19 protein-coding genes and 1 pseudogene are annotated in these 24,408 nt (G+C 64.4%); 4 read left to right on the plus strand and 16 right to left on the minus strand.

The genetic code is table 11. The features are described 5' to 3' along the window. The 6 genes and pseudogenes from B2246_RS12200 to B2246_RS12225 form a co-directional block, all read right to left on the minus strand. Positions 1–115, minus strand: a pseudogene (locus tag B2246_RS12200) (bifunctional UDP-4-keto-pentose/UDP-xylose synthase); the annotation flags it as partial. 11 nt (positions 116–126) lie between these two features. After that, the gene (locus B2246_RS12205) at positions 127–1,053 is read right to left on the minus strand and encodes a formyltransferase (RefSeq protein WP_186426605.1); all 927 of its coding nucleotides are present in this window, start codon (positions 1,051–1,053) and stop codon (positions 127–129) included. Further along, the gene (locus B2246_RS12210) at positions 1,041–2,042 is read right to left on the minus strand and encodes a glycosyltransferase (protein WP_008648544.1); all 1,002 of its coding nucleotides are present in this window, start codon (positions 2,040–2,042) and stop codon (positions 1,041–1,043) included. The genes B2246_RS12205 and B2246_RS12210 overlap by 13 nt, the downstream gene beginning before the upstream one ends. Further along, on the minus strand, positions 2,021–3,196 hold the full coding sequence (locus tag B2246_RS12215) for a DegT/DnrJ/EryC1/StrS family aminotransferase (protein WP_008648543.1): 1,176 nt from the start codon (positions 3,194–3,196) through the stop codon (positions 2,021–2,023). The genes B2246_RS12210 and B2246_RS12215 overlap by 22 nt, the downstream gene beginning before the upstream one ends. A 5-nt stretch (positions 3,197–3,201) precedes the next feature. Then, on the minus strand, positions 3,202–3,573 hold the full coding sequence (locus B2246_RS12220; protein ID WP_008648542.1) for a DMT family transporter: 372 nt from the start codon (positions 3,571–3,573) through the stop codon (positions 3,202–3,204). Continuing rightward, positions 3,570–5,312 (minus strand): ArnT family glycosyltransferase, encoded by a 1,743-nt coding sequence (locus tag B2246_RS12225; RefSeq protein WP_040011140.1) that lies wholly within the window; start codon positions 5,310–5,312, stop codon positions 3,570–3,572. The genes B2246_RS12220 and B2246_RS12225 overlap by 4 nt, the downstream gene beginning before the upstream one ends. A gap of 347 nt (positions 5,313–5,659) precedes the next feature. Here B2246_RS12225 and B2246_RS12230 point away from each other — a divergent pair, with 347 nt between their 5' ends. Further along, entirely contained in the window at positions 5,660–6,520 is an 861-nt protein-coding gene (locus B2246_RS12230; RefSeq protein WP_035883533.1) for a hypothetical protein, read from the plus strand. Positions 6,521–6,863: 343 nt separating this feature from the next. Beyond that, a complete protein-coding gene (ilvD, locus tag B2246_RS12235; RefSeq protein ID WP_024570759.1) occupies positions 6,864–8,726 on the plus strand; it encodes a dihydroxy-acid dehydratase in 1,863 nt (620 codons plus the stop codon). 151 nt (positions 8,727–8,877) lie between these two features. On the opposite strand, the gene B2246_RS12240 is transcribed toward ilvD, so the two are convergent. From B2246_RS12240 to B2246_RS12250, 3 genes are all read right to left on the minus strand, one after another. Then, positions 8,878–9,177, minus strand: coding sequence for a hypothetical protein (locus B2246_RS12240; RefSeq protein ID WP_008648536.1), 300 nt, complete (start codon positions 9,175–9,177; stop codon positions 8,878–8,880). Positions 9,178–9,332: 155 nt separating this feature from the next. Next, the gene (locus B2246_RS12245) at positions 9,333–10,247 is read right to left on the minus strand and encodes an amino acid ABC transporter substrate-binding protein (protein WP_008648535.1); all 915 of its coding nucleotides are present in this window, start codon (positions 10,245–10,247) and stop codon (positions 9,333–9,335) included. Between the two features lie 184 nt (positions 10,248–10,431). Then, the gene (locus B2246_RS12250) at positions 10,432–12,522 is read right to left on the minus strand and encodes a 3-hydroxyacyl-CoA dehydrogenase NAD-binding domain-containing protein (protein ID WP_286881467.1); all 2,091 of its coding nucleotides are present in this window, start codon (positions 12,520–12,522) and stop codon (positions 10,432–10,434) included. Positions 12,523–12,829: 307 nt separating this feature from the next. Between B2246_RS12250 and B2246_RS12255 the strand changes: the two genes are divergently transcribed. Continuing rightward, positions 12,830–14,062 (plus strand): TetR/AcrR family transcriptional regulator, encoded by a 1,233-nt coding sequence (locus B2246_RS12255; RefSeq protein ID WP_035883535.1) that lies wholly within the window; start codon positions 12,830–12,832, stop codon positions 14,060–14,062. A 59-nt stretch (positions 14,063–14,121) separates the two neighbouring features. On the opposite strand, the gene B2246_RS12260 is transcribed toward B2246_RS12255, so the two are convergent. From B2246_RS12260 to B2246_RS12290, 7 genes are all read right to left on the minus strand, one after another. Beyond that, entirely contained in the window at positions 14,122–15,099 is a 978-nt protein-coding gene (locus B2246_RS12260; protein WP_008648528.1) for an ABC transporter ATP-binding protein, read from the minus strand. A gap of 112 nt (positions 15,100–15,211) precedes the next feature. After that, positions 15,212–16,189 carry an ABC transporter ATP-binding protein gene (locus B2246_RS12265; protein WP_008648527.1) on the minus strand — a complete coding sequence of 326 codons (978 nt, stop codon included), beginning with the start codon at positions 16,187–16,189 and terminating at the stop codon, positions 15,212–15,214. Between the two features lie 40 nt (positions 16,190–16,229). Beyond that, positions 16,230–17,957, minus strand: coding sequence for an ABC transporter substrate-binding protein (locus tag B2246_RS12270; RefSeq protein WP_008648525.1), 1,728 nt, complete (start codon positions 17,955–17,957; stop codon positions 16,230–16,232). Positions 17,958–18,031: 74 nt separating this feature from the next. Beyond that, positions 18,032–18,958 carry an ABC transporter permease gene (locus B2246_RS12275; protein WP_035883540.1) on the minus strand — a complete coding sequence of 309 codons (927 nt, stop codon included), beginning with the start codon at positions 18,956–18,958 and terminating at the stop codon, positions 18,032–18,034. Further along, on the minus strand, positions 18,958–19,914 hold the full coding sequence (locus B2246_RS12280; RefSeq protein WP_008648520.1) for an ABC transporter permease: 957 nt from the start codon (positions 19,912–19,914) through the stop codon (positions 18,958–18,960). The genes B2246_RS12275 and B2246_RS12280 overlap by 1 nt, the downstream gene beginning before the upstream one ends. 210 nt (positions 19,915–20,124) lie before the next feature. Further along, positions 20,125–21,264: an acyl-CoA dehydrogenase family protein gene (locus B2246_RS12285; protein ID WP_286881464.1), complete on the minus strand. Its 1,140-nt coding sequence runs from the start codon at positions 21,262–21,264 to the stop codon at positions 20,125–20,127. An 83-nt stretch (positions 21,265–21,347) separates the two neighbouring features. Beyond that, the gene (locus tag B2246_RS12290; protein WP_286881463.1) at positions 21,348–22,532 is read right to left on the minus strand and encodes an acyl-CoA dehydrogenase family protein; all 1,185 of its coding nucleotides are present in this window, start codon (positions 22,530–22,532) and stop codon (positions 21,348–21,350) included. A 763-nt stretch (positions 22,533–23,295) separates the two neighbouring features. Between B2246_RS12290 and B2246_RS12295 the strand changes: the two genes are divergently transcribed. Continuing rightward, on the plus strand, positions 23,296–24,396 hold the full coding sequence (locus B2246_RS12295; protein WP_286881462.1) for an acyltransferase family protein: 1,101 nt from the start codon (positions 23,296–23,298) through the stop codon (positions 24,394–24,396). The last annotated feature ends 12 nt before the right edge of the window (positions 24,397–24,408 follow it).

The following is a 24,408-nucleotide window of genomic DNA, read 5'->3' on the forward strand; positions in this document are numbered from 1 at the left end:
GGCGGTCCGACGACATATCCATGCCGTAGCCCTCCCATGGCGTCGTTTCCAGGATGCGGTGCGTCAGATGGTGGCCGATGAAGCCATTGACGCCAAGAATCAGGACCTTTTTCATCGGTTTTCCTCTTAGGACTTCGCAGTAATGATGTTTTGGAATACTTGTACAGATACCGGGCTCGCGTTGTCGGCGTTCGGACCTTCGAGCAACTGCGTCACGCGGATGGCTCCGCCGTCTCCGCCGACCGCCACGATACGTCCATCCACGACATGCAGGCCAGGCTTCAGGCCCGCAGGCACGCTCGACGGCTCGATGCGGCGTGCCTGCGCGACGATGAAGCGGCGGCCGCCAATGTCGGTGAACGCGCCCGGGTAGGGCGGCGCGACCGCGCGGATCAAATTGTAGACCGCTGCTGCCGGTTGGCTGAAATCGATACGGCCGTCCTCGGGTTTGCGTCCCGAGAAATAGCTGCCCTCGGAGAGCACATTGGGCCGCTTGGGCGTCTGCCCGGCCATCATGGCGGGCAGCGCGCGCCACAGCGTTTGCTCGGCGGCGACGGTGACCTTCTCGAAGACCTCGCCGGCCGTGTCGTCCGGCAGGATTGGCACTGACGTCTGGTCGACGATATAGCCGGCGTCGGGCTTGGCTTCCATCGCGTGCAGCGTGGCGCCGGTTTCTTCCTCGCCGCGCAGCACGGCCCAGTTCACCGGCACGCGACCGCGATACTTCGGCAGCAGCGAACCATGCATGTTGAAGGCGCCCTGCGGCGCCACGGCCAGCAGGTCAGCCGGGATCATCGACCGGTAGTAGAACGAGAAGATGACATCGGGCTTCGCGGCGCGAACGGCTTCGGCCAATGCCGGATCGGTCGGGTCCTCGCCATAGATGAACGACAGGTTCAGTTCGGCGGCCGTGTCGGCCACGCGGCGGAACCAGATGTTCTCGTCGGGTCGGTCGCGGTGCGTGATGACCAGCGCCACGTCCACACCGCGCGCGTGCAGCACGCGCAGGCAGCGGTCGCCGACGTTATGGTAGGCAAAGACTACTGCGCGCACGAGGCCTCCGCTGTGTTGTCGGTCTTCGGGTCACGGGGGTCACGCTCGAGCACCGCCTGGATGCGGTAGCGCGGGCGGTCGCGCACTTCCTGATAGATCCGGCCGACGTACTCACCCAGCAGGCCGATGCCGAACAGCATGATGCCGACCAGGAAGAAGTTGAGTGCGAACAGCGTGAACACACCCTGGACTTCAGAGCCGAGCAGGAAGCGGCGAATCAGCAGGATCACGAAGAGGCCGGCCGAGGAGATCGACAGCACCGTGCCGATCGCCGAGAACCATTGCAGCGGCACGATCGAGAAGCCGGTGACCAGGTCGAAGTTCAGGCGGATCAGTTGGTAGAGCGAATACTTGGATTCGCCAGCGTGGCGCTGCTCGTGGCCGACTTCGATTTCCACCGGGTTCGACGAGAAGGTGTAGGCCAGCGCGGGAATGAACGTGTTGACTTCGCGGCACGCGTTGATCGTGTCAATGACGTTGCGATCGTAGGCGCGCAACATGCAGCCCTGGTCCGTCATCTTGATCTTCGTAATCTTCTCGCGCAGGCGGTTCATCGCGCGCGACGCGTAGCGGCGGAACGCGGAGTCGTTGCGCTGGCGGCGAATCGTGCCGACGTAGTCATGGCCCTTGCGCATCTCGGCCACCAGCCGGGGGATTTCCTCGGGCGGGTTCTGCAGGTCGGCGTCGAGCGTGATCACGATGCGTCCGCGCGTGTGCTCGAAGCCGGCCAGGATGGCCATGTGCTGACCGAAATTGCCGTTGAACAAGATGACCCGGGTCACGTCCGGGCGCTTGTGGAACTGCGCCGCCAGCATCTGCGGCGAGCGGTCGGCGCTGCCGTCATTGACGAAGATGATCTCGTAGGATTCGCCCAGGCTGTCCAGCGCCGGATAGACGCGGTCGAACAGCGCCTGCAGGCCACCCTCCTCGTTGTAGACGGGGATGACGACCGAGACCTCGACGGAGCTTAGAGAGAGAGGCGTTTGCATGTTTCGCTTAGAGTTGCGCAAACCCGCTCCACGTCGGCTGTCTGCATGGCGGGGAACATCGGCAGCGTGACGATGCCTCGGCCAATGCGCTCGGCATGCGGCAGCATGCCTTCGCGCCAGCCCAGGGAGCGGAAGTAAGTAAACAGGTGAACCGGTGGGTAATGCACGCCAGTGCCGATGCCTGACTCGCGCATCGACTCCATGACGTGCTTGCGCGCTTCAGCGGCGCCGCCACGCAGGCGGTCGGTCGGCAGCACCACCTGGAACATGTGCCAGTTGGTGGTAGCCACGTCCGGGTCGCGCGGCAGCGGCAGTTCGATACCGAGATCGGCCAGTCCGGCGTTGGCGGCGCAGCGGAAATAGGTCTCGGCCAGTTCGGCGCGGCGTGCGGTGATCGCGTCCAGATGCTGGAGCTGGGCCAGCCCAATGGCAGCGTTGACGTCGGTCAGGTTGAACTTGCCGCCCGGCTCCTCGACGTCCATGCCGTCCATGCCGGTGCGGATCACGCCTTGCAGCCGCAGGCGCTCCGCGCGCTGCGCTTCCTCCGGCGAGTTCATGACGAGGCAGCCGCCCTCGATCGTGGTGATGTTCTTGTTGGCCTGGAAGCTGAAACTGACCAGATCGCCAAATGCGCCGATGCGCTGGCCGCGCCAGCGCGAGTCGATGGCCTGCGCGGCATCTTCGATCACACGCAGGTTATGGCGCTTCGCGATGGCGTAGAGGCGGTCCATGTCGACCGGCAGACCGGACAGGTAGACCGGAATGATGGCTCGCGTACGCGGCGTGATGGCGGCCTCTACGGCATCCAGGTCGATATTGCGCGTGCGCGGATCGATATCGACGAAGACCGGTCGGGCGCCGACCGTCAGGACCACGTTCGCCGTGGCGACCCAGGTGATCGGCGTGGTGATGACTTCGTCGCCGGGGCCGATGTCGGCGATGCGCAGCGCGATTTCCATCGTTGCCGAGCCGTTGGAGAACGTTCGCACGGGGCGGCCGCCGAACAGATCGGACAGCGTGGCCTCGAACGCCTGCACCTTGGGTCCGGACGTGATCCAGCCGGATGCAAGCACCTTGCCGACTTCGGCAATGGTGGCATCGTCAATATTTGGGCGGACGAACGGCAGGAAATCCTGCGGAGCGGAAGCAGTCATGATCGTCAGGAGCGGGCAATCAGGAAAACGCCAGCCAGTATCAGCAGGATGCCGGCGACGCGCAAGGGGCCAATCATCTCACCAAACAGCCACCACGCCGCCAGGGCGTTGACCACGTAGCCGAGCGAGAGCATCGGGTAGGCAATCGACACGTCCACGCGGGACAGGCCGACGATCCAGACCGCCACGCTTACCACGTACAGGGTCAGGCCGCCGATGACTGGCCATTGGGTCAGCACGCGGAAAGCCGTGGTGAACAGCGTGGCGCGATCGATCGTGATCGCGCCCACGGCGTTGACACCGGCCTTGAGCAGAAGCTGCGCGCAGGCGTTGAGCAGCACGCCGGTAAAGATGAAGGCGAAGGTCGATAGCGTCATGGCGCGGTTCTGGAGTCCTTGGGCGACGGTGCCGGCGCGGCCGGCGGCGGGAAATTGCTGACTACCACTCGGCGCACGTCGCGGGCCACCACATACATCGGCAGGTGGCTGGCCGCCAGACTATCGTAGGTGTCCGGAGACATGATGCCGAGGGCCGGCTGGCCGTCACGCCACTTGGCGATGAAGCCGTCCATGGTGGGAATCCACTTGTCCGGCTCCTGCTGGGTGCCGAATTCGAGTTCATCCGGGGCCGCCACCATGACCAGCGTGTGGCCCAGGTAGAACGGCAGCGTGTGATCCAGAACACCCACCCCGTAGAGCGGCATGTCGTCCTTGAGCACGGCCTTGATGGCCGGCACCATGTCGACGCCCGATGCCCGGCGACCCATCACTTCATGGCCCATGAGGGCAATGGTGCAGGTCAGGAAGAAGGCGAGCGAGAACGCGGTGATGCTTGGCAGCAGGCCATAGGCGCGCAGCAGGCGGCGCGCCAGCACCATTCCGACCAGAAGTACGGCGAACGCCACGCCAACGTAGATGGCGAAGACGCGGAACACGGCATTGGGGTTGGTCTCGTTGCCGAGCGTGGCGACGAACGGCGAAGCGATGATGCCGGCCACCGACAGCACCGTGACCGCATTGATCTGCCGCAGCCACGACCGTTCGTTGATCTGTTCCAGCGCCACGGCGACCAGGATGGCCAGCGCCGGGAACACCGGCACGATATAGCCGGGCAGCTTCGAGCCGGACAGGCTGAAGAACACGAAGATCGCCGCGAACCAGATGAATGCCAGCAGGGCGGGCTGGAACGGCTTGGCGCCCACGCCGCGCACCGCGCCAGCGCGTTCGCGCACCGCGGTCCACATGCGCGGGGTCAGGCCCAGCCAGGGCAGCGTCCCGGCCAGCAGCAGCGGTACGAAATACCAGATCGATCCCTTGCGCGAATGCACGGTCGAGGTATAGCGGTCCCAGTGCTCATGGATAAAGAAGAAATGCGGAAACTCGGGGTTGCGCGAGGAAATCAGCCAGAACCAGGGCACAGTGACCACGAGCATGGCGACGATGCCGCTCACCAGGTGCAGGCGGCCCCACAGGGCAAGGTTGCGTGTCACGAGGGTGTAGACCACCAGCACCAGGCCGGGCAGGGCGATGCCCACCAGCCCCTTGGTCAGGATCGCCACGCCCATGGCCGCCCAGCAGGCCAGCATCCAGCCACGACGGGCAGCCGGGGACGCATCGGGGTGCTGGGCCAGCAGCATGAAGGCCAGTACACACGCCAGCGCGCCCGAGAGGGTCATGTCCAGCGAATTGAAATGGCCGGTGACGCTCCACATCGGCATGGCCAGCAACGCCAGCCCGGCCAGCAGCCCGGCACGCGCGCCATACCAGCGGATTACGGCCATCATGGTGACCACGAGACCAACAAGGCCGGACAGCGCCACGGCGAGCCTGGCTTGCCAGTCTCCGACGCCGAACAGCTCGTAGCCGATCGTCGTCACCCACATATGGAAGGGGGGCTTCTCGAAGTACTTGAGGGCGTTATAGCGAATCGTCACCCAGTCGCCCGTGGCGAACATTTCGCGCGAGATTTCTGCGTATCGGCCTTCGTCCGGGCGTAGCAGGTGGCGGGCATCGAGCGTGCCGAACCAGACCAGCAATACCGCGATGACGACCAGCACCACTGAGGCGATCATGCCCGGGGGCAGCCCGTCGTGACGCGAGGGCGAGGAACTACGCATAAATCTCCTGAAATGGCCGGAAGCCGGACGCGATACGACGGCCGGCATGTGGCGAACTCCCCACAACGCGACAAGACCCGACTTGGTGGACAACAGGCTTTGAATAAGCCCCAGGAACCGGCAATACCGATCGGGCTCCCGAGCGCCCGGCATCGCCTGGGCCCGGCCGCGAGGGGCACGGGCGCGCAATGGTAGCACGACAGCACACCGGGGTCGTGGTTTCGGCCGGATCGGCCATGTATCAGACATGAGTCCGGCCATTTCTTTCAAGGGCATTTCGCGCAATACTCATGACTCGTCGGCCGGTTGTGCGGGAGGATGCCGACGCTCGAACCCGGGTGACCTCGATGAAATCGGCCTTGCTATCGATCTTGCTGTTAGGAGTGCTTGGTAATGCACTGGCGGATTCGGCCGAGCCGGTGGCCGCACCCGTGACCGATGGCGCATCCGCCGCCGAGGCGGCGCCCGTCGGTCCCCAGCTCTGCGACGCGCCCTGGTTCCGGTCCGGCGCCCGCGTTCAGATGGAAGGCGATGGCACCATGCCGATGTCCATCACAATGACGCTGCGTGACGTCATGCGCACCGCGCGGGGCTGTAGTGCCCAGCTCGAAGTCAGGTCGAAGTCGGCGCTTTCCGCCCTCATGGGGCCGCCGGTGGTGATGGATCAGGTCCACGAGATCAATATCGACCGAAACTCCACCCGTACCCGGATCGACAGCCGGAACGCCACGATCAATGCCCAGGCCCGATACGCCCGGATGTTCGGCGGGGCATCGTTTACAGGCAGCGGGGTATTCAACTACGCCGGCATGACGATTCGCGAGAACACGACGCTGGAAGGCGAGACCTTCCAGTCCGCCGTCGACCTCAAGATCTACCCGCTCGGGTCCGATGACATGGTCGGCACCATGCAGGCGCAGCACGCCTCGATCATCGTTGGCTCGCGCCACGTGGGCCGCAAACAGATGATCGACACGGTGCTCGGCCGCAAGGAATGCATGCCGATTACCTATGAGAAGCGTACGTCGCTCGGGCCGTTGATGATTGGCGACGAACTGCTGCAACTCGAACCGAGCGTCCTGCACGTGACTGACTGGTACTGCCCGACCGAGGCGTTCGTGCTACGCACGGAGATCCGCCAGAACAACAAGGTGCAGAAGGTCAATGTCACGGCGCTGGAGCTGACCGGGGATGAGGACTCCCATTGACATCGACACGGTCATTGAAACGGTCATTGAAACGGTCGCGGGCGCTTCCGTGACCACTGACTGATTGCACTGGCAATGCTCGCCATCCTTGATGGTGGCGACGTCTTATCTGCCTGCCACCCAAGTCCGGCCTGACTGGACGCTCGTCCATTGATATTTTTTTCGACCTTGTTGTGGCGAAAAAATATATTGGACGTCTCACCGGTGCTCCCGCATTATTTCGCCTTTCCGCCATGCGCAAATGTGCGGCTGGCGGCCATGGCTTGCCCGGCCGCCGCATACCGGCGCCCTGGCTGGCCTGTGTCCAATTACAACCCCACAACTGCAAGATCCGAGGAAAGAGATGCCTGAGTACCGATCACGAACTTCGACGCACGGCCGGAACATGGCGGGTGCTCGCGCCTTGTGGCGCGCCACCGGGATGAAGGATGGCGATTTCGGCAAGCCCATCATCGCCGTGGTGAACTCGTTTACCCAGTTCGTGCCGGGCCATGTCCATTTGCGCGACCTCGGCGCGCTGGTTGCGAAGGAGATCGAAGCGGCCGGCGGCGTGGCCAAGGAATTCAACACGATCGCGGTGGACGATGGGATCGCCATGGGCCACGGCGGCATGCTCTATTCGCTGCCCTCGCGCGAGCTGATCGCCGACTCGGTGGAATACATGGTCAACGCGCATTGCGCCGACGCCATGGTCTGTATTTCCAATTGCGACAAGATCACCCCGGGCATGCTGATGGCCGCGATGCGGCTGAACATTCCCGTGGTGTTCGTCTCCGGCGGCCCGATGGAGGCCGGCAAGGTCAAGTCCCCAACGGACGGCCAGGTGATCGCCAAGATCGACCTGATCGACGCCATGATCAAGGCCGCGGACCCGAAGGTCAGCGACGCAGAAGTGGCCGAAGTGGAACGCAGCGCCTGCCCGACATGCGGTTCCTGCTCGGGGATGTTCACGGCGAACTCGATGAATTGCCTGACCGAGGCGATTGGTCTGGCGTTGCCGGGCAACGGCACGATCGTTGCCACCCATGCATGGCGCAAGGGCCTGTTCGAACAGGCGGGCCGCCTGGTCGTGGACCTGTGCCGCCGCTACTACCAGGAAGAGGACGCATCGGTCCTGCCGCGCAACATCGCCACCAAGTCGGCATTCGAGAATGCCATGGCGCTGGATGTGGCCATGGGCGGTTCGACCAATACCGTGCTGCACCTGCTGGCGGCAGCCCAGGAAGCCGGTGTCGATTTCACGATGTCCGACATCGATCGCATCTCGCGCAAGGTGCCGTGCCTGTGCAAGGCCGCACCGGCCACCGACAAGTACCACATCGAAGACGTGCATCGCGCGGGCGGCATCCTTGGCATTCTCGGCGAACTGGCGCGTGCCGAGTTGCTGGATCTGTCGTGCGGCAACGTGCATAGCGGCACGCTTGGCAATGCCATTTCCCAGTGGGATGTTGTGGGTGGTGCGGGCGAGGACGCGCAGAAGTTCTTCCGCGCAGCACCGGGTGGCATTCCGACGACCGTCGCGTTCAGCCAGGCGGCCACCTTCGAGTCACTGGATACCGACCGAAAGACCGGCTGCATCCGGAACAAGCAGAACGCGTATTCGAAGGACGGCGGTCTCGCCGTGCTCTACGGGAACCTCGCGGAGAAGGGCTGCATCGTCAAGACCGCTGGCGTGGACGAATCGCAATGGGTCTTCTCCGGGCGCGCCCGTGTCTTCGAAAGCCAGGACGAAGCCGTCGACGCCATTCTGGGCGACAAGGTCGTGGCTGGTGACGTTGTCGTGATTCGCTACGAAGGTCCCAAGGGTGGCCCGGGCATGCAGGAAATGCTCTATCCCACGTCGTACCTGAAGTCGAAGGGCCTGGGCAAGACCTGCGCGCTGTTTACCGACGGTCGGTTCTCCGGTGGGTCGTCCGGGCTGGTCATCGGACATGCCTCGCCGGAAGCCGCCGAAGGCGGCACGATCGGCCTGGTGGAGGACGGCGATCTCATCGAGATCGACATTCCGCAGCGCAAGATGCACCTGGCGGTGTCGGACGAAATCCTGGCGCGCCGTCGCGAAGCCATGGAGGCACGCGGTGACAAGGCGTGGGAGCCGGTGGATCGTGTGCGCGTAGTGTCCCAGGCATTGCAGGCGTACGCTGCGCTCGCTACTTCGGCGGATCGCGGCGCGGTGCGCGATATCTCCCAGCTCAAGCGCAAGTAAGGCGCGCGCGGCGCGAAGCAGGTCGTTTCGTCCTGCTTCGCCGTGCGCCGCTGAATGGTCGCTGAACGGTCGCCGAATGGCACAAAAAAAGCCTCGCATCTGCGAGGCTTTTTACTTGCGCGGACCCGATTCGGGCCCGTGCGCGGGGTGCTCAGTTGTTCGAGGCTGTCGGCTTCTTGGTCGCCTTCTTGCTGCTCTTGCTCGATTTCTTGGTCGTGTCGGTCGACTGGGTCGACTGATCGGTCAGGTCGGCACGCGTGCTCTTGTTCGCGCCCTGCGAATACGGGTCGAACTTGTCCCCTGACTTGGCGCCCTCGCTATAGGTATCGAACTTCTGCCCGGCCTTCGCGCCTTGCGAGTACGGGTCAAACTGCTTCTTGTCTTGCGCGACGGCAGCCACGGAGGCAGTGGCCAGACCCAGCGCGATAGCGGTGGCGATAAGCTTGTTCATGGAATTCTCCTGAGTGATGCCGCTTTCCGGCGGTTCGCGTTATTTCGCTCGATGCACGGGTTACCGGGAGGTAAAGACGCGCTCAAGCCAGTGTGTCCAAGGCCGGTTGGGCCGTCAACTCAGGGGTTTTCCGGGGGGAGCCCCCCGGAAAGCGCTTATTCCGTCACAACGTCGGAAGGGTGCTTCCACGCCTGCAGGACTTCCGTCGACGGGGCCAGCGCCAGGTTGGTACCGCGCGTACCGATCGGCTGCTGGAACCAGCGCTTCTGCATGGCTGCGACGTCCGGGCTGGCGAAGGTCTTGGCCAGCGTCTGGTCGACCAGGCGCTTCCATTCCGGATCGGCTTTCGACAGCATCAGCGCGTTCTGTTCGACCGACAGCGCCGGGCCGACGATCACATACTGCGACGGATCCTTGGACTTCGCGCGCAGGCCGGCCAGCAGCACGTCATCCATCACGAACGCTTGCGCGCGGCCGGTTTCCAGCAGCAGGAACGATTCGCCGTGGTCCTTCGCGTAGACGTCGCGGTAGCCGTACTCGGCCTTCAGGCGGCGCACATGGCGGTCACCGGTGGAGCCGGCGCTGGTCACCACGGTCTTGCCACGCAAGTCATCGAACGACTTGATACCCGAGTCGGCGCGCACGAGCATGCGGACGGTCGACACATAGTGCGACACGCTGAACGCCACCTGCTTCTGGCGCTCCAGCGTATTGGTATTCGGAGCGCAGTCGAGATCGACCAGACCGTTAACCACGGCCGGGACCCGGTTCTGCGGCGTCAGCGGCAGCCAGCGTACCTTGATGGTCTTGAGCCCGAGCTTCTCCTTGGCGGCTTCGGCCACGCGCAGGCAGAGGTCGACGGCATAGCCGGCCGGCTGTCCCTTGTCGTCGCCGAACGAGAACGGCAGCGCGGATTCGCGGTAGCCAAGCGTGATCGTTCCAGTGTCGCGAATGCGATCAAGGACCGGGCTCTGGGGATTCTGGGCCTGGGCGGCCGGCACCAGCGCGGCAGCCAGGGCGAGACCGGCCAGCAGGCGTTGAAGAGACGAAACAGACACAATCGACGGCATGTTCGGGGTCAGGCAATGAAAGAATGGGAGGGTATACCCGGGCCGTCCCCGTTAGAAGAATTTCTTTTTCATAAGCTAATGCCGCGCGCCGAAGCGAGAAGGGCGTTGCCTTCCGCCTCGGCGCTCAACACTGCCTAGCGCGCCGGATCGACCGGATTGACCGGATCGACCCAAATCGGCCGGATCAATCGAAGCTCTTGCCTGCCTCGGCCAGGCGCACCAGCAGCGGCGCAGGCTGCCAGGCCGGGTCGGCGCCCGGTTCGGCGGCGAAGCGGCGCAGGCTCCGCACGACGTTGGGCAGGCCCACCATGTCGGCGTACAGCATCGGGCCGCCGCGCAGTCGGGGGAAGCCGTAGCCGTTGAGATAGACCACGTCCAGATCGGAGGCGCGTGCGGCAATGCCTTCCTCCAGAATGCGCGCGCCTTCGTTGACGAGGGCGAAGATGCAGCGCTCCACCACCTCTTCATCGCTGATGGCGCGCGGCGTGATGCCCTGGGCGCTGCGGAATTCGGCGATCAGGGTTTCGGTGGCTGGGTCCGGGATCGGGTCACGATTGCCGGCTTCGTAGCGATACCAGCCGGCGCCGGTCTTCTGGCCCAGGCGGCCGGCCTCGGCCAGCTTGTCGGCCACCGACGGACGAAGCGGCACGCCGGCCTCGGCAGCCTTGCGCTTGCGCGTGGCATAGCCGATGTCCAGGCCCGCCAGGTCACCCATGCGGTATGGGCCCATGGCCATGCCAAACTTTTGCAGCGCCCCATCGATCTGCTGCGGTAGCGCGCCGGCGTTGATCAAGGCGCCGGCGGCGGCGCCGTAGCGCGCCAGCATGCGATTGCCGATAAAGCCGTCGCACACGCCGGAGACCACGGCGATCTTCTTGATCTTCTTTGCCAGCGCCATGCAGGTGGCCAGCACGTCGGGTGCGGTCTGCGCGCCGCGCACGATTTCCAGCAGGCGCATCACGTTGGCCGGGCTGAAGAAGTGCAGGCCGATCACGTCGGTCGGCCGCTTGGTGAACGAAGCGATGCGGTCGAGATTCAGGTACGACGTGTTCGACGCCAGGATGGCACCGGCCTTGCATGTCTTGTCCAGCGTTTCGAACACGGTCTTCTTGACGTCCATGTTCTCGAACACGGCCTCGATGACCAGGTCCACATCGGACAGGTCCGAATAGCTCAGCGTGCCGGTGATCAGCGCCATGCGCTGCTCGAGCTGCTCGGGCTTGAGCTTGCCCTTCTTCATCGAGTTTTCGTAGTTGCGGCGGATGGTTGCCAGACCCTTGTCCAGCGCTTCCTGCTTCATCTCCAGCAGTACGACGGGAATCCCGGCGTTGAGGAAGTTCATCGTGATGCCGCCGCCCATGGTGCCGGCGCCGATCACGCCAACCTTCCTGATCTCGCGCAGCGGCGTGCCGGCCGGCAGATCGGCGATCTTCGACGCAGCATGCTCGGCCTTGAAAATATGGCGCAGCGCGCGCGACTCCGGCGAGGCCATCAGGCTCATGAAGCCTTCGCGCTCCACGCGCATTCCTTCGTCGAAGGACTTGGTCAACGATGCGGCTACGGCTTCCAGCGCCTTCATTGGTGCGATCTGTCCCTTGGCTTGCTGCGCCACGCTGTTGCGGGCGAACTGCAGGAAGGACTCGCCTTGCGGGTGGCTGACGCTCAGTGCGCGGGTGCGGCGCGGCGGCGTCTTCGCTGCGATGAGCTCCTGGGCGAATGCCACCGCGGCGGCCACCACGTCACCATCGGCCACACGGTCGATCAGCGGCGTGCCCGCGAAATTCTTGGCCGGAGCCGGGTTGCCGAGCGTCACCATGTTGACGGCCTGCTCCAGGCCAATCAGGCGCGGCATGCGCTGCGTGCCGCCGCCACCGGGCAGCAGGCCAATCTTGACCTCCGGAAGGCCCAGTTGGGCGTCCGGCAGCGCGACGCGAAAGTGGCAACCCAGGGCCAGTTCCAGCCCACCGCCCAAGCACTGCCCGGCGATTGCGGCGACCACCGGCTTGGCGCCGCCCTCGATCTGGTCGATCACGACACGCAGATTGGGCTCGCGCGAGGCGTTGGGCGTTCCGAATTCGGTGATGTCGGCACCGGCCGAGAACGCGCGGGGTGTGCCGGTCAGCACGATGGCCTGCACGGCCGGGTCTGCGTTGGCCCGATCCATCGCATCGGCGATGGCCGTGCGCAGTGCCGCGCCAAGACCGTTGACCGGCCCCTTGTTCATCGAAAGCACGGCAACCGGGCCGCGAAGTTCGTAGTTGACAATGTCGCTCATGGGAAGTCTCTCTGCACGGGAGGTCGTGATGGGTGTGGGGCAAGGCGTCGCGCGATGCGCGCGACGCCTTGACGCCGGGGTCGGATGCGCCTCGGCAAGCGTAGCAGTACCACTGGCTTCCTGCAAACCACAGTTTCTAAAAATTCATCGCATATCAGAAAACTTAATGCTATCAATCAAGAGCGCACATACCGTGTGTTCGATAGCCAGGAGAAATATGCCGATCTTCGAGCAGCGCGGAACCGCGCTTCGCCTACGAGTCGCTCACATATAATCCGCAGCACCCAACCTGCGTGCCCAACCGCTCATGCTCACGGACCAATCGGAAGCTCGGCAGACCCGCCGTTACGTCGAAAAGCGCGAAGTCATTCTCGATACTGCTGCGGCACTGTTCAATCGCAAGGGGGTGCGCGGCACGACCCTGGCCGACGTCGGGCAACAGGTGGGGCTCAGCACCAACAGCATCACGTACTACTACCGAAAAAAAGAGGATCTGGTCCTGGCCTGCCTGATGCGCGCCATCGCGGAGACGTGCGGTCTCGTCGATGAGGCGGCGCAAGCGGGTAGCCCCAGCGAGCGCGCCCGGGCCTTCATCACGCTGTTCGTGGCACGACTGGCGCGGACGGCAGTCGGCGAGAAGCCCGAACTGATGAGCCTGCGCGAGATTCGCGCGTTGCCCGAGAGCCATGTGGAGGTTGCCTTCGCCGCCTTCAACGACATGTTCCGGCGCGTCCGTGGGTTGCTGTGCGACGCCTTGCCCAGCGATCCCTCCCAGCGCAGCGCGCTGGGTGCGCGCGCGCACCTGCTGTGGTCGCTGACCAGCGGAGCTGCCGGCTGGATCGACCGATATGAAACCGATGACTACCCAAAGGTCGCGCAGACGCTGGCGGACATCGTCCTCAATGGCATCGCGGGGCCAAAGTCGGCGTGGCAGACAGAGTGCGACGTGACGGCGCTGCTCCCGGCGCTTGCGCAGCCGGAGACGACGCAGCAGGCCTTCCTGCGAGCCGCCACGGAACTGCTGAACGAGCAGGGATACCGTGGGGCGTCTGCGGACCGGATCTCCGCAAGGCTGAACCTGACCAAGGGCGCGTTCTATCACCATAACGAGAACAAGGACGACCTGATTTCGGCGTGCTTCGACCGCATGTCCACGGTGATCCGGAACACCCAGACGCTGGTCGACGACCTGCCCGGCACGGGATGGGACAAGCTCTGCGCGGTATCGCGCGCGCTGGTGCATTACCAGTTCTCCAGCCAGGGACCTCTGCTGCGGCTGACGATCTATGGCGCCTTGCCAGAGGAGATGCGGATCGCGAAGATGCGTGACATGGCGCGACTGTCCACCCGTTTCGTCCGCCTCCTGGTGCAAGGGATGCAGGACGGCTCGGTGCGCCCACTGGACCAGGCGATTGCCGCGCTGCAAGTGCATGGCATGATCAATGCGGCCGTGGAACTCCGCCGCTGGGTGCGCGATGCCGACGCCGACAATGCCGCTGACCTGTTCGTGCGCCCGATGATGGTGGGGTTGTTACGCTGAAGCCCGGCCATGCGGGCCAATCACCCGACAGCCCACCCACCACCCCACCCACCTCCCACTTACTCGGCCAGGTGACAGGCAACCATCTGCCCGTCGCCTCGGTCGCGCAACGGCGGGTCGTCGCTGTGGCATTGCGGCATCGCCATCGGGCAGCGTGTGTGGAAGCGGCAGCCTGAGGGCGGATTCATCGGGCTCGGCACTTCGCCTTTCAGTACGATTCGCTGGCGCCGTCGCTCGGTCTCCACATCGGCGACTGGCACGGCCGACAACAGCGCCCGGGTGTACGGATGCAGCGGAGAGGCGTAGAGCTGGCGGCGCGTGGCGATCTCCACGATGCGGCCGAGGTACATCACGGCTACGCGATCGCTGATATGCCGTACCACCGCCAGATCGTGCGCGATAAACAGGTAGGACAGACCGAGCGTGCGCTGCAGTTCCATGAACACGTTGACCACCTGCGCCTGGATCGAGACGTCCAGGGCCGACACGGGTTCATCGCAGACAATCAGGCTCGGCTCCAGCGCCAACGCGCGCGCGATGCCGATGCGCTGACGCTGGCCGCCGGAGAACTCGTGCGGGTAGCGGTCCGCCATATAGGGCAGCAGGCCCACCATGTCCAGCAACTCGCTTACGCGCGTCTGCACGGCTTGCCGGTCGCCGGCCATGCCGTGTACCTCGAGCGGTTCCGCAATCAGGTCACGGACCTTCATGCGCGGATTCAGCGATGCGAACGGGTCCTGATAGACCATCTGCACGGTGCGCCGGAACTGCTTCTGCCGCTGACCCTTGAAGCCAGCCAGGTCCTCGCCATCGAACAGGATGCGGCCGTCACTGGCGGGCAGCATCTTCATGATGGCCAGACCGGTAGTGGATTTGCCGCAGCCGCTTTCGCCGACCAGCCCTAGCGTCTCGCCGCGATTGAGCGTGAACGAGACGCCGTCGACAGCCTTCACGGTGCCAACCTGGCGTTTGAACAGCACGCCTTGCGTGACCGGAAAGTGCACCTTCAGGTTTTCGACGCGAAGAATCGGATCCACGGCCGGAGCGACCGGGGACTGCGAAGCCGCGGGACCCGCAAGGTCTGGACGTGCGCTGCCGGGGCGGCTTGGGGGCGCGACGCTCTGCGAGGGGCACGCCGCAAGTGGCGTTTCAGTATGCGTCATGGAGGAAGCAGGCGTTGAGGTGTTGATGGGAGATCTCGCGCAGTGGGGGCGGCGCCTGATCGCATGTCTCATTGGCCAGCTTGCAGCGCGGGCGGAACGCGCAGCCCTGCCCGAGCGCGGTCAGATCTGGTGGCTGGCCGTCGATCGGCACCAGCGGCTGGCTGGTGTCGCCATCCAGACGGGGCACACAGGCGATCAACCCGCGCGTGTACGGGTGGGCAGGGTGGCGGTAAAGCGCTTCCGCCGAGGCCATCTCCACCAGGCGGCCGCCGTACATCACCGCGACACGGTCCGCGTATCGCGCCACCACACCCAGGTCATGCGTGATCAGGATCAGCGCCGTACCGGACTTTTGCGCGAGCGTCTTCAGCAGGTCCAGGATCTGCGCCTGCACGGTGACGTCTAGTGCGGTGGTCGGCTCGTCGGCGATGATCAGCTTCGGCTTGCAGGCCAATGCCATCGCGATCATCGCGCGCTGCCGCATCCCGCCCGAGAATTGATGCGGATATGCCTGCACGCGGCTGCGCGGCTCGGGGATCTGCACCTGGGCCAGTAGCGCGACGGCCTCATCATAGGCATCGCGCCAGGGGCGGTGCTCGTGGATGCGAATGGGCTCCGCGATCTGCTTGCCAACCGTAAGCGCCGGGTTCATCGACGACATCGGCTCCTGAAAGATCATCGCAATCCGGTTCCCCCGGATGGCGCGCATCTCGGCGGGCTTGAGACGGAGCAGATCCTTGCCTTCGAACCGGATCTCGCCGGACGCAATCTCGCCCGGCGGTTGCGGAATCAGGCCGAGAATCGACAACGCGGTCACGCTCTTTCCCGATCCCGATTCTCCGACGATCGCGAGGGTCTCCCCCGCGTTCACGTCGAAGGAGACCCGGTCCACGGCGGTGACCACGCCTCGGTCGGTACGAAAGCGCGTGGTCAGGTCTCTCACCTGCAGAATGGGCTCTGTCATGGTTACGCTCAGGTGGTTGGAGGGGCGGGTTTGCGGCGGATCAGAAGCCAAGCTTCTTCTTCATCTCCTGATCGATCCATGCGCGCGCGTAGATCGGGCCGCTACGCACGGCGCCGGCGCGCAGTTCGCCGTCGTAGTTCTTGACCCACGGCCACCAGGCGGTGAATACGTAGGGCGTCGGCAGCCAGATGTAGGGCGCTTGCGCGACGATGTCGCGCGTCATGGCGCGGATCGCCTCCTGGCGCTTGCCTTCGTCGCGGATCTGGAAGGCCTGGTCGACGCGGGCTGTGAAGGCCGGATCATTCCATTGCGAGGCGTTCCACACCTGTCCGGCCACGAAGCTCTTGCGCAACGTGGTGGTCGGATTCGTATGGCCATTCGCCATCATGTAGCCCGGCGCATTGGTCTTCGTGGTCATCGCGGACAGGTACGCGCCGTACTCCATCGGCTGGATCTCGATCTTCACGCCCACCTGTTCCAGGTAAGCGCCGATCAGCGGCAGCATCTCCATGTGATCCTGGTTGCAGGCGCACACCTGAACCTTGAACTTGAAGCCCTTCGGGTAGCCGGCCTCCGCCAGCAGTTTCTTCGCCTTCTCGGGGTTGTAGGTGAACAGCTCTTTCACCGAATCCGGCATTGTGCTCAGCGGCTCGAAGTAGCCACCGTAGTCGGGATGCTGCGGGTAGGCGAAAAGCTCCGCGTTGCCGCCGTAGTACTGCTTGACGATCTCCTGCTTGTTGACCGCCATATTGAGAGCGCGGCGCACGCGGATGTCGTTGAACGGCTTGGTATCGACGCGCAGCGCCAGGTACTGGCCGGTGTACGAGAGCCACTTCGACCATTTAAGCTGCGGCGCGCTCTTCTTGAGCTCGTCCACGGCAGTCCAGCGCACCAGTTCCAGCACATCGAGCTTGCCGGTGCGCAGCATGGTATTGCGCGTGGCCTCATCCTTGACGGTGCGCAGCACCATCTTGTCGACGAACGGCAGCTTGTAGTCCTTGCCGCCGATTTTGTCCGTGTCCCAGTACTGCGCGTTCTTTACATAGGTGGTGGAGTTGCCCTGCGTGAACTGGTTCAGCGTGAACGGGCCGGTGCCGGTGACGTTCTTCCAGTTCGCTGCCCCGGCGGTGGCCACCTCCTTGGGCATGATGCCGGAGTAGTAGCCCCAGCCGAAGCGATAGTCCCACTCGGCATTGAATTCCTTGAAGCGGAAGATGACGGTGTACTTGTCCGGCGCTTCGACCTTGGTCAGGTAGTCGTAGTAGCTGGGGATCTTCTTGGCGCTTGCGTTCATGCGGCCGTAGCTGAACAGCACATCTTCCGACGTCAGCTCCCGTTCTTCCATCACGCCCGGCTTCGCGGGGAAGCGGACGTTCTTGCGCAGCTTGACCTCGAGCGTCAGCGGGTCGGTCCACTTCCAGCTTTCGGCCAGTTCGCCCCGGATCGCATCCGGCGGCAGCCAGGCATCGGCCTGGAAGGCGTACTTTCCGCCGTTGCGACGCGACTTGGAGAGATCCGCTGCAAACAGTTGTTCATAGACCTGACCGGTGTCGTAGTTCTGCTTCCAGTTCCAGTCCGCCAGATCCCAGGACAACGCCGAGATGGTGGGGTAGACCGATCCGACCTCAAGCGTGCCGCCGTATTTTGGCGCATCCGCCTGCGCGGCCGCGATGCCGCAGGCCAATGCCGCCGCTGCGGCCGCCACGGCCTTTGCCGCCATCAGTGGCCAGTTCGTCCTCCCGACATTCGCCTTGATCATGGGCACCATCTCTTGCTCCTTACAGGGTCTGAAGAGTCGTGATTCGCCGGGCCACATTGCCGGCCGGTGTTGGCGGGCGCGTTTCAGCGGCCGCCGCGTAGCCGTGGGTCGAGCAGGTCACGCATGGCATCGCCATAGACATTGATGGCGTAGACCACCACCGTCAGGCAGATGCCTGGCGCAAGCGCGAGCCACGGCCCCTGGAACATGAAGGTGCGCCCGTCGCCCGACAGCATGCCGCCCCAGGTGGGAGCGGGCGGCGGCACGCCGAGGCCCAGGAATGACAGTCCAGACTCCGCCAGGATCGCGGTGCCGACACGGGTCGTGAACAGGACGATCACCGGCGGCAGCACGTTGGGCAGGATGTGTCGCCACAGGATGCGGCTGGTGGAGGCGCCGATTGATTGCGCCGCGTGCACGTACATGTTCTCGCGCACCGATACCACGGCCCCGCGCACGATTCTGGAGCCGCCGATACCAAGCAGCAGACCCAGCGTGCAGACGATCTGCCAACTGCCCGGGCCCAGCACCGAGACCACGACGATCAGGATGATGAGGTCCGGAAAACTCATCCAGGCGTCGACCATCCGCTGCACCACCAGGTCCAGCTTGCCGCCCAGATAGCCGCACAGGATGCCAAGCACGAGGGAAACCAGCGTGGCCAGCGTGGCCGCCGACAGGCCGATCACCACCGACAGCTGCGCGCCATACAGGCAGCGGGAGAAGATGTCACGGCCAAGGTTGTCAGTGCCGAAGAGATGCGCCCATGACGGCGGTTGCAGCCGCGCCATCATGTTGATTTCGTTGACACCGTATGGCGCCAGCCAGCCGGCAAAGATGCCGCAGAACAAGAAGATCGCGCAGATCACGGCACCAGCCGCGCCGAGCGGCTTGTCGCGGAACAGTCGGCGCATCATCGGAAACCGGGAGCGCCTGCGCGAGGCGGGAGGCGCCTGGGCGGTAACGAGCGAAGGGGACACGGCGCGTGGATCGACGGAGGGGTGTGCCATCAGTGGTGCCTCACTTTGGGGTCGAACAGGCCGTAGCTCAGGTCTACGAGCAGGTTGATCAGCATCACCGCCACGCCGACCACGAGAAAGACGCCAGTGATGACCGGATAGTCCCGCTGGTGCACGGCATCGAGCAGCAACAGGCCCATGCCCGGTACCGCGAAGATCTGTTCGATGACAACAGCGCCACCGATCAGCAGCGGTGCCTGCAACCCGATGAGCGTCACCACCGGAATCAGTGCGTTGCGCAGCGCATGGCGGAAGATGACCTGTCGTTCATTCAGTCCCTTGGCCCAGGCTGTGCGGATATAGTCCTGCCGCAGTACCTCCAGCATCATGGTGCGTGTCATCCGCATCGTGATGGCGGACAGCGCCATGCCCAGCACGATGGCTGGCACCAGCATCTGTTTCACGTGCTGCACCGGGTCTTCGAGAAAGGGGATGTAGCGCACGTCGGGAGACCATCCCCACCACACTGACGGGAACACGATCACCATCGTGCCGAGCCAGAAGCTGGGGACGGCCAGCATCAGGATGGAGAACGACCGTGCCACGTAGTCGACGGCGCTGTCCTGGCGGGTGGCCGACACGATGCCGATGGGCAGTGCCACCGTCAGTGCCACGAACAGGGCCAGCACACCTAGCGAGAAGGTAGCCGGGATTCGGGCCATCACCATTTTCAGGACCGGCTCGCTTTGCCACAGGGACTGCCCCAGATCGCCGTGCAGCACGATATTGGTGACCCAGCGCAGGTATTGATCCCAGATCGGACGGTCGAGCCCGAGCGCGTGGACCAGTTGCTCGCGGGTGAGGGCATCGGCGCTGATGTCGTTCTGACTCAGCATGAGATCGACCACGTCGCCGGGCACCAGGCGCACGATGGTGAACACGATGATGCTGGCGAAGAGTAGCGTCGGTATCAGTGCCAGCAGGCGACGCACGAAGTAGGCGCTCATGGCAGACCCCTGAGCGATGCTGGCTGGATTCCGGGCGGCGATGTTGCTGCCGATGTCGTTCCCGGGGTGGCGCGTACAGTCGATACCGCAGACATGTTGCCTCCTTGTGAGCGATCGACCGGCATGGGCGTATGCCGACATCCGCGCGATCGCTTTCGCCTCGGTGTTGCGTCGTGCCCCGCCAGCGTCGTGGCGGGGGGGCTGGCCAGATCAGTAGCCGCGCATCCCTGCCCAGCGGTTGAGCTGCCAGTTGGCGTCGCCCAACCACTCCTGGGCTGTGCGTGCGCGCTTCATGTAGAACCCGATGTCCAGTTCGTCGGTCATGCCGATACCGCCGTGCATCTGCACGCCCTCCTGCACTGCCAGGGTGGCGGTGGTGCCGGCCTTGGCCTTGGCCACGCAAACCAGCGGCTCCGGCCCATCCGAACGGCCGGTGTCCAGCCGCTGCTGACATTGCAGCACCGCGGCACGCGCGAGTTCGATCTCCGCGAACAGATGCGCGGCACGATGCTGCAAGGCTTGGAACTCGCCGATCTGCTTGCCGAACTGGCTGCGCTCCTTCAGGTAGGCGAGCGTGCGCGCGAACGTGGCGTCTGCAATACCGACCAGTTCGGACGACAGCACCGCGCGGGCGATGTCGAGCACCTTGTCGAGCATCGCGGCGCCGTTGCCGGCGCGGCCCAGCAGCGCATAGGCCGGAACTCGGGCGCCTTCGAAGCTGACGCGTGCCGCATTGGTGGCATCGGCGATCACGCAGCGTTCGACGCGGACGCCGGCGCTGTCGCGCGGCACCAGGAACAGCGAGATGTCGCCATCGGGCCCTGCCTGCGCGTCTTTCGCCGCGACGATCAACGTGTCGGCCACATGGCCGTCGACGACGAACACCTTGCTGCCGTCGAGCATGTACCCGTCGCCATGGCGTCGCGCCAGCAGGGTGATGCGCTCTGGCCGGTGTTTGCTCCCCTCGTCCAGCGCGAGCGCCGTCAGGTGGCGGCCCGACGCCATCTCCGGCAGCAGCGCGCTTCGCTGCGTGTCGCTGCCGAACAGCCCCAGCAGTGAGGCGCCAAGCACCGAGGTGGAAAGGAACGGCACCGGCGCAAGCGTGGCCCCGATAGCTTCGGCGATGACGCCAGCCTCGACCGCGCCGAGGCCACTGCCTCCATAGGCTTCGTCGATCAGCACGCCGGTGAATCCCAATTCGGCGGCCTGGCGCCAGAGATCCCGGGAGAATCCAACGGGGTCATGCGTGTCGCGCAGCGTGCGCAGCGCGGAAATCGGGGCGTTGTCCTTCAGGAAGGCGAGGGCGCTGTCGCGCAGCATTTCCTGCGTGTCGTCGAATACGATGGGCATGGCGGCTTTGACGGTCCTTGGGCTTCGAGGGCTTCGATGTCTTTGGGCTGCGGTAGGCGTGGCGGTACGGGCGAGCCGGTACGTCAGGCGCCCGGGAGCCCGAGCAGGCGCTTGGCGACGATATTGAGCTGCACCTCGCTGGTCCCGCCCTCGATCGAATTGGCCTTGGTGCGCAGCCAGCCCCGCGCCAGGGCGCCGTCCTGGCTGCGTTCGCCTTCCCACTCCAGGGCGTCAGTGCCGCCGACGGACATCAACAGCTCATAGCGCCGCTTGTTCAGCTCCGCGCCGTAGTACTTCAGCACCGAAGAGAACGCTGCCATTCCTTCGCCTTGCTTGGCCAGGTCGCGTGCCCGCTCGCCGGCGGCCGCAAAGGCGGCTTCGTCAATCTCGAACTGGGCGATCTGGGCGCGCAGCATCGGATCATCGAGGCGGCGCTGCGCGTCCATGCCGATGACTTTCGCTGCGTGGCGACCCATGGGCTCGCGGAAGCCGCGGCTGCCAATGGCGCTGATCATCTCGCGCTCGTGCGTCAGCAGATACTTGGCGATTTCCCAGCCACGGTTCGGCTCGCCGACCAACTGGTGGCACGGTACCTTCACATCGTCGAAGAAGGTCTCGCAGAAGGGAGATTTGCCTGAGATCAGCACGATGGGCCGGGTGGAGACCCCGGGGGTTTCCATGTCGAACAGCAGGAAGCTGATACCCGTGTGCTTCTGCGCCTGGAAGTCGGTGCGCACCAGGCAGAAGATCCAGTCGGCCCTGTCGGCGTACGAGGTCCAGATCTTCTGGCCGTTGACGATAAAGTGGCCGTCGCGCTCCTCAGCGCGCGTTTGCAGCGCCGCCAGGTCGGAGCCGGCATTGGGCTCCGAGTAGCCCTGGCACCAGCGGATCTCTCCGCGTGCGATCTTGGGCAGGTGCTCCTGCTTTTGCGCCTCTGTGCCGTACTTCAGCAGCGCCGGGCCCAGCATCGAGATGCCGAAGCTCTGCAGCGGCGTCCGGCAGTTCAATCGGGCCATCTCGGCACGCAGCACCCGGGCCTGTGCCGGACTGAGCCCGCCGCCGCCATATTGGGTCGGCCACTCCGGAACGGTCCAGCCCTTTTCGGCCATGCGTTGCAGCCACAGGCGCTGCGCATCGGACTGATAGCGGAACTTGCGCCCGCCCCAGCAGATGTCGTCCTCGTTGCGCACCGGTTGGCGCATCTCCGCCGGGCAGTTCGCTTCCAGCCAGGCAAGCGCCTCCTGCCGAAATGTCTCCAGTCCGTCCACAATTGTCTCCTTGTTGCGTCCCTGGGAAGCCGTGCCACGCGGGCATCGGTCTGCCGGAAAATCGGATCAAGGTTGTTCCATGCCACAGTCTTATTTTTCTAAAACACTTGCAGAAGGTGGCGGGTACGGCAACTTTTATACAAGCCGACCCAAAGGGCGTCAATACTCCAAAACCTAACCCGGGAGGCTCGCCGAGCGCGAAGACGTGCAATTCGGATGCGATCCGTCGCTCCAGGGTGGCGCGACGCGAAGCGCGAATCATGCAAGCGAGCGCAGTAGAAAATAGCTTAACGTCTGCGAAAATTGATCGAAGCGCTCATCGCGCTTCGAAATCCCGGAGGTTTCGTTGCCTCATTCGACCTGATGGCGGGCGCCGCTCGCAACGGGTACTCAGGCTCGATTCAAGTCTCTTGCCGAGAGAATATTGGTGACAGTCCGGGCATTCTTCTTTTCCATACCATTCATACGAATTTTTTATGGAGACGAGAAAGCTTGCCCAAACGATGAGGCTATTGCTCGCGGGGGAGTAACAACCATGCCCCTACCTGTATGTCTGCACGCGAGAAACAAGGGCGGTTTGGCCAAATGCCACCGGCAATTTGTGTTTTCTTTTCATAAGCTAGTGCCAGTGGCGGAAGTTCAGTCGAAAGCGATGCGACGCAGGAGGGCAGTACACCTGCTTACATGCGTTACCCACTCTCCACATTTTGAAACGCAACAATGGAGGTACAATGCGCCCCACTTTGTATCTCACATATAACAAATGAGCCCCCGGCCTTCTCGTTTGGCGTGTGTAGACGCGCTGAAGGCGGTCAGCTCGCAGCTGATCGTGTTGCATCATCTGGCCTTCTATGGGCCGATGTCCGACGCCGCCCAATCTCTGGCCCCCGGCCTGATCGGATGGCTGTCTGACTACGCGCGCATCGCGGTGCAGGTGTTCCTGGTCATCAGTGGATTCCTTGCCGCGCGCAGCCTGGCTCCTGCCGGACGCCTGACCGCCCAGAGCCCGCTTTCCACGGTATGGCGCCGCTATCAGAAACTCGTCGTGCCCTACACCGTGGCGATGCTCGTCGCGATCATCGGCGCCGCCATCGCGCGGACGTGGATGCATCACGACTCGATACCCGCCGCGCCGCACCTGACGCAGGTCATCGCGCACATCCTGCTGCTGCACAACATCCTCGATGTTGACGCGCTGTCCGCGGGCGTCTGGTATATCGCAATCGATCTGCAACTGTTCGCGCTGCTGGTATTCGCGCTCTGGTTGGCGCGCGCGGTGTCACGCGATACGTTGCCGCTGGGCGTGCCGACCGTGGCCGCGCTAGCGGTGGCCTCGCTGTTCTGGTTCAACCGTGATGCCACCTGGGATATCTGGGCGATCTACTTCTTTGGCGCCTACGGCATGGGCACGCTGGCGTACTGGGCGTCGAACCCCGATCGTTCTCCGGTGGCCCTGATCGCGCTTGGCGCGGTTGGCGTGGTGGCCCTGACGATGGACTTCCGCCTGCGTATCGCCGTCGCGCTGGTCACGGCGCTGGTGCTGGCCATCTCCCGCCGTGGGGGCTGGCTCGAGCATTGGCCGGGTGGCCGCGTCACCGCATATTTCGGCAAGATCTCTTACTCGGTCTTCCTCGTGCACTTTCCGGTCTGCCTGGTAGTGAACGCCTTGGTGTTCCATTTCGCTCCGGGCCAGCCGATGCTCAACGCGCTGGGGATGTTGCTGGCGTGGGTCGCCAGCAACGTAGCTGGCGCCGTGTTCCATCGCTATGTGGAAGCCGCCAGCCCGCTGCGCGCGGTGATCGAGTTCGTCAAGGAAGGCATTCACGGCCGCAAGTGGACGCGGGGCGAGAAGCCCCAGGCCTGAGCAGCCGGCGCC

Origin of the sequence: Cupriavidus sp. UBA2010 (assembly GCF_002335265.1) — a bacterium.
Classification (GTDB): Bacteria; Pseudomonadota; Gammaproteobacteria; order Burkholderiales; family Burkholderiaceae; genus Cupriavidus; species Cupriavidus metallidurans.

What these genes read in the sequence shown, in the direction of transcription:
- B2246_RS12270 (WP_008648525.1), bottom strand. Translation starts at nt 17,957, where the DNA reads ATGGTGCCCATGATCAAGGCGAATGTCGGGAGGACGAACTGGCCACTG.
- B2246_RS12255 (WP_035883535.1), top strand. Translation starts at nt 12,830, where the DNA reads ATGCTCACGGACCAATCGGAAGCTCGGCAGACCCGCCGTTACGTCGAA.
- B2246_RS12215 (WP_008648543.1), bottom strand. Translation starts at nt 3,196, where the DNA reads ATGACTGCTTCCGCTCCGCAGGATTTCCTGCCGTTCGTCCGCCCAAAT.
- B2246_RS12285 (WP_286881464.1), bottom strand. Translation starts at nt 21,264, where the DNA reads ATGCCCATCGTATTCGACGACACGCAGGAAATGCTGCGCGACAGCGCC.
- B2246_RS12280 (WP_008648520.1), bottom strand. Translation starts at nt 19,914, where the DNA reads ATGAGCGCCTACTTCGTGCGTCGCCTGCTGGCACTGATACCGACGCTA.
- B2246_RS12220 (WP_008648542.1), bottom strand. Translation starts at nt 3,573, where the DNA reads ATGACGCTATCGACCTTCGCCTTCATCTTTACCGGCGTGCTGCTCAAC.
- B2246_RS12240 (WP_008648536.1), bottom strand. Translation starts at nt 9,177, where the DNA reads ATGAACAAGCTTATCGCCACCGCTATCGCGCTGGGTCTGGCCACTGCC.
- B2246_RS12225 (WP_040011140.1), bottom strand. Translation starts at nt 5,312, where the DNA reads ATGCGTAGTTCCTCGCCCTCGCGTCACGACGGGCTGCCCCCGGGCATG.
- B2246_RS12250 (WP_286881467.1), bottom strand. Translation starts at nt 12,522, where the DNA reads ATGAGCGACATTGTCAACTACGAACTTCGCGGCCCGGTTGCCGTGCTT.
- B2246_RS12295 (WP_286881462.1), top strand. Translation starts at nt 23,296, where the DNA reads ATGAGCCCCCGGCCTTCTCGTTTGGCGTGTGTAGACGCGCTGAAGGCG.
- B2246_RS12210 (WP_008648544.1), bottom strand. Translation starts at nt 2,042, where the DNA reads ATGCAAACGCCTCTCTCTCTAAGCTCCGTCGAGGTCTCGGTCGTCATC.
- B2246_RS12275 (WP_035883540.1), bottom strand. Translation starts at nt 18,958, where the DNA reads ATGGCACACCCCTCCGTCGATCCACGCGCCGTGTCCCCTTCGCTCGTT.
- B2246_RS12265 (WP_008648527.1), bottom strand. Translation starts at nt 16,189, where the DNA reads ATGACAGAGCCCATTCTGCAGGTGAGAGACCTGACCACGCGCTTTCGT.
- B2246_RS12245 (WP_008648535.1), bottom strand. Translation starts at nt 10,247, where the DNA reads ATGCCGTCGATTGTGTCTGTTTCGTCTCTTCAACGCCTGCTGGCCGGT.
- ilvD (WP_024570759.1), top strand. Translation starts at nt 6,864, where the DNA reads ATGCCTGAGTACCGATCACGAACTTCGACGCACGGCCGGAACATGGCG.
- B2246_RS12230 (WP_035883533.1), top strand. Translation starts at nt 5,660, where the DNA reads ATGAAATCGGCCTTGCTATCGATCTTGCTGTTAGGAGTGCTTGGTAAT.